The sequence below is a fragment of the Sinomonas humi genome, assembly GCF_000802235.1.
GTDB classification, from domain to species: domain Bacteria; phylum Actinomycetota; class Actinomycetes; order Actinomycetales; family Micrococcaceae; genus Sinomonas; species Sinomonas humi.
In genome coordinates this window covers 1-4794 of sequence record NZ_JTDL01000083.1, presented here as the reverse complement: position 1 = coordinate 4794, position 4794 = coordinate 1, and the positions used below count along the sequence as shown (strand labels likewise).

The 4794-nt window shown below is 65.2% G+C and carries 4 protein-coding genes; 3 read left to right on the top strand and 1 reads right to left on the bottom strand.

From position 1 onward, the window contains the following. Positions 1-837, bottom strand: an 837-nt coding sequence (locus LK10_RS06890; protein ID WP_197061876.1) for a GH116 family glycosyl-hydrolase, incomplete at its 3' end; no start/stop codon positions are given. 435 nt (positions 838-1272) lie between these two features. On the opposite strand from LK10_RS06890, the gene LK10_RS06885 reads away from it, so the two are divergent. The 3 genes from LK10_RS06885 to LK10_RS06875 form a co-directional block, all read left to right on the top strand. Then, complete coding sequence (locus LK10_RS06885; RefSeq protein ID WP_043121574.1) at positions 1273-2799, top strand: glycoside hydrolase family 43 protein; 1527 nt, start codon at positions 1273-1275, stop codon at positions 2797-2799. A 109-nt stretch (positions 2800-2908) separates the two neighbouring features. After that, positions 2909-4216 (top strand): ABC transporter substrate-binding protein, encoded by a 1308-nt coding sequence (locus LK10_RS06880; protein ID WP_043121570.1) that lies wholly within the window; start codon positions 2909-2911, stop codon positions 4214-4216. Beyond that, positions 4210-4794: carbohydrate ABC transporter permease (locus LK10_RS06875; protein WP_043121567.1), on the top strand; the 585-nt coding region annotated here is incomplete at its 3' end. The genes LK10_RS06880 and LK10_RS06875, both read left to right, overlap by 7 nt.

The following is a 4794-nucleotide window of genomic DNA, read 5'->3' as shown; positions in this document are numbered from 1 at the left end:
ATCGCGAGTGAAGGTGCTCGTGTATCCTTGGCGCACGCTCGCGGGGGTCCCCATCGTGTGGTCGGGCGCGTTCGGCATCGTGAACATCATCGACACCTTGTCGTTCTCCTGGCTGCTGTTCGTGAGTTTCACGTCGAAGTACACGACCGGGAGCGAGGTCGGGTTGTCCTGTCCGGCGACGATCGGCGAGTAGAACATCGTCGAGACGTTCGTCGTGAAGCCTGTGTACGACTGCCACCCGAACGGATACAGCGCGGAGTACGTGCCTTGGCCCGGCTTGAGAAGGTTCCAGCCAGGCAGCGGTGAACCCCACGACCGCAGAGGGATCTGTCCCTGCGTCCCGACTGTGTTCGGCCCCTTCGTTGCGAGCGTGGTCACCGAGGCCGGAGCGTTGCCGACCTGCTCGCGGAAATGGAACGCGGCCTGGGGCAGGATGCGGTTCTCCCACCCGGCGTCCTGGGAACCGCCGAAGTTCCATGGTCCGAAGGTGCCTGACTGGTTGATCATGAATGAGCCTGAGCCCACGCCTCCCACCGGAATGCCGAGCCCGGGTACATCCATGGGGTAGCCGCCCGCTTTGATGTTCCCGATGATGTCAGCGAAGGGAGAGGCTCCCTGGCACACCTGCGACATGGTGGGCTCGCAGGGGCCGGCCGGGATCTCGCCGATGGGTACGTTGGTGGCCGCCGCGGGAATGGGCTGATACAGGCCTCGACTTGCTTCCGGGTGAGGCGCCGGTGACGCCGAGGCGATTGACGGTGTTAATAAGGTGGCCGCGAGTGCGACAAGCGCAACGGCGCCGATGGCGCCGCGCTTGGTCCTTCTGGTGTGGAACAAGAGCGTTCTCCCTAATGGCGGAGGGCGCGAGCCTGAGGTGACGCGATCGTCCGTGGGAGAGCACGGTATGGATCGGCATCGATCCTTCCTGTCCCGCCCCATCAGCGCCATCGCCTCCCTCCGAGCGGCGGCCTCCTGGTATGGAATCGTTCCGGAAGAGCTGGTGAGATAACGTTATCTAGATAACGTTCTGCACCAAGATAGCCACCCTGACTAGTGTGGTCAAGACCCTCTTCGGGCAGGATGGAGGGCAGCTCCGGGACGTAGGTGCAGGGCGCCTCGCGACGTCGGTAGCGCCCGAAGAACTCCTTGTATAACGTTATCGGCATCCTCAGGATTGGCAGCTGACCCCGGCAGATTCATGACTGGCCCTGAGGGGAAGTTCCACGAAGGCGAGCCGAGCAGTGTCGCCGAGATCCAAGAAACGAGAGTGCGTTGAACCCGTCGCCGCTGACCAATCCCAGCATCCCTGGATTCAATCCCGATCCCACCTGCGTCTTCGTCGAAGGCTTCTACTACGCCGTCACGTCGTCGTTCGAATACCTGCCCGGCTTGCCTGTCTACCGCAGCACGGACCTCATGGCGTGGGAGCACATCGGCAACGTGGCGACGCGGCAGGGCCAGGTCGAGCTGGGGGGAGTGCCATCGGGGTCGGGGGTATGGGCGCCAACGCTCCGGTATCGGGACGGCGTCTACTACGTCATCGTCGCAATCGCAGACAGTCCCCGCGGTTGCGTGGTCTTCACTGCGAGCGATCCGGCTGGTCCCTGGGACGGGGGTACGGCAATCGATGGCATCGACGGGATCGACCCGGATCTCGCATGGGACGAAGAGGGCGCTGCCTACGTCACGTTCGGCGGCCACATGCTTAAGGGCCCCGAGACGCACTTCCATCACGGCATCCTTCAGGCGAAGGTCGACCTCGCTGCGGGGCGCGCATTGGAAGCGCCGCGCCGGCTCTGGTCCGGAACCGGCAAGACGGCGCCCGAGGCCCCGCACCTCTACGAGCGAGATGGTGTCTGGTACCTGATCATCGCGGAAGGGGGGACGGGACGGGGACACTCCGTGAGCATCGCGCGCGGCAGGTCTATCGAAGGGCCGTTCACTGGATTCGAAGGCAACCCGGTGCTGACCTCTTCGGGGACCTCGAACCAGGTGGTTGCGGTGGGCCATGCCGATCTCGTCTCGGGCCCAGAGGGCGACATCATGCTCGTGCTCGGGAACCGGACCGTCGACAACATGGGCGCCTTCTCGCCCATCGGCAGGGAGACCTTCGCAACTCGCGTCACCTGGTCGGAGGGCTGGCCGATTCCGGAACCCGTCCATGCCGCGCCTGCGCCGGCGGACTTCCTCGAGGTGATCGACTTGACGGTGCCCGATGCCCTCGCTGACCCTGGGTGGTTGGCGGTGGGGCGCTTGCCCTCGGAGATCGCCGAATTCGACGCCGAGGCCTCAGCTACGCGCATCACGGCCCTCGGGGGTGGGCTCGGGGGATTCCGCCCGGACTTCATCGGCCGACGCCAGCGACACCTCGAGTGCGCCGTGGAGGCGACACTGAATGTCGACCACGGGGCAGGCGGACTGGCCCTGAGATTCGACGAGCGCTCGTTCATCGAGCTCACCGCGGAGCGGTGGGGCTTGGAGGTGCTCGTCCGGGCTCGGGCGGTCTCGCCCTCCGCGGAGCAGCAATGGGTCCTTCCGGCGTCCGGACCCTCAGCACGACTCCAGATCGCAGTGGAACGACCCGAACCGGGGACGACGGCTTGGTCCGGAAGCGCGGACCGCCTCCGCCTGTCGACGTTCGACGGCGACGGCGTCCTGCGGACCCTCGCGGTGGTCGATGGGCGGAGCTGGTCGGTAGAGGTGGCGGCGCCGTTCACGGGAAGGATCCTCGGCCTCGTGGCGACCCGGGGACAAGTCGATGTGATGGAGTTCCGCTACTGGGGCAGGGGGAATTCCTGACCCTTGAGAATCAGCTCCGGATAGGTCTTGACCCGCGCGCCAGCGCTGGCTAACTTTATGGAGAACGTTATTCAGATAACGTTATCCATTGAACCCAAGGGAGGGTGTCATGAAACTCAGAACCAAGGTGGCCAGCGTGTCGGCCGCCGGCATGCTGATGCTCGGCGTCGCTGCATGCTCGAACCCCGTCGCCAACGGCTCCGGTCAGCCGGATGCCTCCGCCACGCCGGCCAGCAGCATCACGATCTGGCACAACACCGCCGACTCGCCGGCGCTCCTGGACCTGTACAAGAACTTCACCCAGGCCACGGGGATCAAGGTGAACCTGGTGGACATCCCCTCGAGCTCGTTCGAGACCACCACGCAGACGAAGTGGAGCACCGGGGACAAGCCGGACGTGCTCGAGTACCACCCGACGGCTGCCGCGATCCTCCAGTTCAACCCTTCGAATTTCGTCGACCTGTCCTCGCAGGCGTTCGTCGGGAAGTCGGGGGACCTGTACAAGAACGTCGGCTCGTATCAGGGCAAGGTGTACGCCGCCGTCACCGAATTCCCGAGCATCTTCGGGCTGTACTACAACAAGGCCGACCTGCAGAAGGCGGGCGTGAGCGCCCCGACCAACTGGAACCAGCTGCTGGACGTCTGCAAGGCGCTCAACAGCAAGGGCATCACCCCGATCTACGAGTCCGGCAGCAGCCAGTGGCCGACCCAGATCCTGCCCGCTGCCTACGCGGCGGACAGCAACAAGGACAACGCCTACGGAAACGACCTCCTCGACAACAAGGCCAAGGTCAACGACCCCAACGGGGCCGCGGTGAAGGGCCTGGAGGCCTACAAGCAGCTGCAGGACGCAGGCTGCTTCAACAAGGACTTCGCCACCGGCACCTACGAGAAGGCGACCGACGCCGTCTACACCGGCACGGCGGCCATGACGGCGTTGCACTCTGACGCACTCACCCAGTTCACGCAGAGCGCCGGCAGTGTCCAGAAGGCATCCGACGCGCTCGGGTTCACCGGCATCTCGGCCAACAGCGCAACCGCCTGGTACGGCCCGAGCCCGCTGGGCAGCTACTACGTGCCCAAGACCGGCGACAGCTCGCGGGAGGCCGCGGCGCTCAAGTTCATCCAGTACGCGACCGGCGACGGCTACGCCAAGCTCATCCAAGAGGGCCAGACCTTCCCGGTGATCCAGGGGTATGACGACCCGTCGGGTCTGACGAGCCTGCAGAAGGACTTCAAGGCGGCGTACGACAACGGCGCGACCGCCGGCTACGCCAACAATCTCCCCGGGTGGAACAACTTCCCCGCTGAGATCAGCAAGCTGCTGAACAACCAGGAGTCGGCGATCCAGGTCGCAGACAATATGGAAGCCAGCGTCCAGCAGGCGGCGAAGGCGGCGAATCTTCCCGGATGGTGATCTCTGCCATTGAGCAGGAGAACGAGCAGCCCGGGGCGCGCCCAACGCGCGCCCCGGGCGGCGCCCCTCGGCGCCGCCGTCGCGTCGGCTGGTTCCTCTTCCTGCTCCCCTCGCTTGTCCTCGTCGTCGTCTTCTTCGTCGTCCCCTTCCTGCTGAACGTGCCCTTCGCATTCACCCAGTGGACCGCGTACAGCCCCGTCATCCGCTTCAACGGACTCGACAACTTCGCGTTCCTGTGGCAGAACGGCACGCTGCAGAACGCGATCATCGTGACCCTCGGCTATGCGGTCGTGGCGATGACCGTGCAGAACGTGGCCGCGATGTCCCTCGCGCTCACCCTGCGCAAGACGACTGCGGTCAACTCGCTCTTCAGGTCGATCTTCTTCCTCCCGGTGCTGATCTCGCCGCTCGCCGCGGGCTTCATCTGGCGGGCCATCGTCGATCCCTCCGGCCCGATGAACCAGGTGATCGGGCTCGTCATCCCCGGATTCAACTACGCCTGGCTCGGCCACCCGGTCAGCGCCCTCGTGACAGTGGCCTTCATCGACGGCTGGAAGTGGTCSGGCATCGCCACGCTG